Genomic DNA, 2,288 nt, shown 5'->3' with positions numbered 1-2,288 from the left:
GGCGCCGGCGCGCCACACCGTGAGCGTGGGCGCGTCGCCGGTGCTGGTGACCACCTGGATGGCGCCGGGCTCCTCGGATGCGTAGCGCAGCGCGTTGTCCAGCAGGTTCACCAGCACGCGGCGCAGGTGGTCGCCTTCGAACAGCACCGTGACGCCGGCGGCCTCGAGCGCGACGCGCACGTGGTCGCCGCTGCGGTGGTGCGAGATCCAGTCGCCGGCGCCATCGCGAACCGCCGGGTCGAGGGCCAGCATCGCGGGCGAGGGGCCTTCGCCCTGCCGCTGGACACGGGCGATGTCCAGGATCTCGTCGACGATCTGCGCCAGCCGCTGGGCGTTCTGGCGCACCAGCCCGCTCAGCTGGCGGTGCTCGGGGCGCTGCAGGTCCTCTTCCAGCAGCTCGTTGGCCTGCGTGATGGCGGCAAGCGGGTTGCGGATCTCGTGCGCGACCGCCGTCGACATGCGGCCCATCGACGCCAGCTTCTCGGTGCGCATGCGCGCTTCCAGCTCGCGCAGGTCCTCCAGGAACACCACGCATAGGGCGTCGGCAGGCTGGTCGGGCGAGCCGCTCAGGTGCGCGCGGGCCGACATGCGACGCGCGGGCGCGTCGACGGGCTGGATCGCCATGTCGGCCATCTGCGGCGAGCGCGAGGCGAAGGTTTGCTGGGCCAGCAGCAGCAGCGGCTTCCAGGCCGGGTCGGCCAGCAGCCACGAGAGGCCGGGCGCGCGGCTGAAGCTGGCGCCCAGCAGCTCGCGGGCCGCCGGGTTGGCCGCATGCACCTGGCCGTCGGCATCGATCACGAGCACGCCCTGCGTGAGCGTGTCGATCACCAGCTGGTTGACCTGCGCGTGCATCTGCGCCGCCTTGCGCCCCGCGCGCGCGGCCTCTTCCTCGCGCGCCAGGCGCAGCGCCAGCTGGTGCGACAGGAAGGCGAGGGCGAAGAAGCCGGTGCCGGTGAGGCCCGCCTGCAGGAATTTCTGCGCCAGGTCGATCGGGGCCGTGAGCGATTGCACCCAGGCCTCGGCCAGCAGCAGCAGGGCCACGCCGGCCGCGGTGCCCAGGGCGAGCGGCGTCGAGCCGAGCACCGAGGCCATGAGCACCGGCACGGCGAAGAGCGGCGGGAAATAGATGCCGCCGCTGTTGGCGAACTGCAGCGCCGAGAACACGACCAGGTCGATGCCGATGCTCGACACCCATTGCGGGTCGAACGTCTTGCCCGGCCGCACGGGCCGCAGCAGCAGCCGGGCGGCCAGCGCGGCGAGGAAATAGGCGCTGCACATGCCCAGCACCCAGTTCGACACGCCGGCGGCCGGGTTGAGGTAGCGCACTGCCGTCAGCAGGGCCGTGAGCACCAGGCCCACGACCACGCGCGCGGCCGCGAAGCCGAACCAGAGCCGGTTGAACGCCGAATCCTCGGCGGCCACGGCGGCCGGCAGCGGCGTGGCGGCGCGAGCGGGCGTCACGTCAGTTGCCGCCCTTGGCCCGGTGCTCGTGCGTGCAGTACAGCCGCCCGCTGGCGCCGGCGAACGCCTCGCCCTTGGGCAGGTGCACGGAGCACACGGGGCAACGCACCATGTCCTGCGGCAGCGCGGGCGAGTCGCGGCGTGGCTCCGGCGGCCGATGGGCCGCTTCGCGCACGCGGCCGTTGCGCCAGGCCACGTAGGCCAGCACCAGGATCGCGATCAGCACCAGATACTTCATGTCGCGACCCGGTGCAGGACGACTTCGAGCACGAAGCGCGAGCCGACGTAGGCCAGCAGCAGCAGGATCGAGCCGGTGTAGAGGACGCGCACGGCGGTGCGTCCGCGCCAGCCGAAGCGGGCGCGGCCGAGCAGCAGCGTGGCGAACGCGGCCCGAAGCGGAACGTAAGCCGCTCCAGCGTGAGCAGCGGCACGCCGGTGTGCGGGTCGTTGGCCTGGCGGATCGAGCGCTCGGCCCGGCGCATCAGCCAGGCGTGCACCGCCGCCGCCGCGAACAGGCCGTACGAGGCGACGCCCAGCGCCAGGTGCAACGGCAGCAGCGGCGATGCGCTGACATGCAGCGGCGTGCCGGGATAGGCCATCGCGAGCAGCACAGTCGCACCGCCCAGGCCGGCCAGCGCCCAGCGCGCGGGCAGTTGCGGGAACAGTTCGCGTTCGACGGCGTACACGGTGAGCACCAGCCAGGCGGTGATCGACAGCGCCGGCGCGAAGCCGAAGCGCGGTGACTCGCCCAGCACGGTCCAGGCGAGGACCACGGCATGCAGGAACCAGGCAAGCAGGAGCACCCAGCGCGCGGCGCGCTGGTCGAG

At 73.1% G+C, this 2,288-nt stretch carries 2 protein-coding genes; both read right to left on the bottom strand.

The window, feature by feature from the left end; translation table 11 throughout:
* Positions 1-1,461 (bottom strand): histidine kinase dimerization/phospho-acceptor domain-containing protein (locus tag HOQ08_RS03645; RefSeq protein ID WP_291191761.1); only part of this gene is annotated, 1,461 nt, incomplete at its 3' end.
* 1 nt (position 1,462) lies between these two features.
* Complete coding sequence (locus HOQ08_RS03640) at positions 1,463-1,699, bottom strand: PP0621 family protein (protein WP_291191758.1); 237 nt, start codon at positions 1,697-1,699, stop codon at positions 1,463-1,465.
* Between the last annotated feature and the right edge of the window lie 589 nt (positions 1,700-2,288).

Source organism: Frateuria sp., assembly GCF_013362045.1.
GTDB lineage: Bacteria > Pseudomonadota > Gammaproteobacteria > Xanthomonadales > Rhodanobacteraceae > Frateuria_A.
This window is presented reverse-complemented; position numbering and strand designations above follow the sequence as displayed.

What these genes read in the sequence shown, in the direction of transcription:
- HOQ08_RS03640 (WP_291191758.1), bottom strand. Translation starts at nt 1,699, where the DNA reads ATGAAGTATCTGGTGCTGATCGCGATCCTGGTGCTGGCCTACGTGGCC.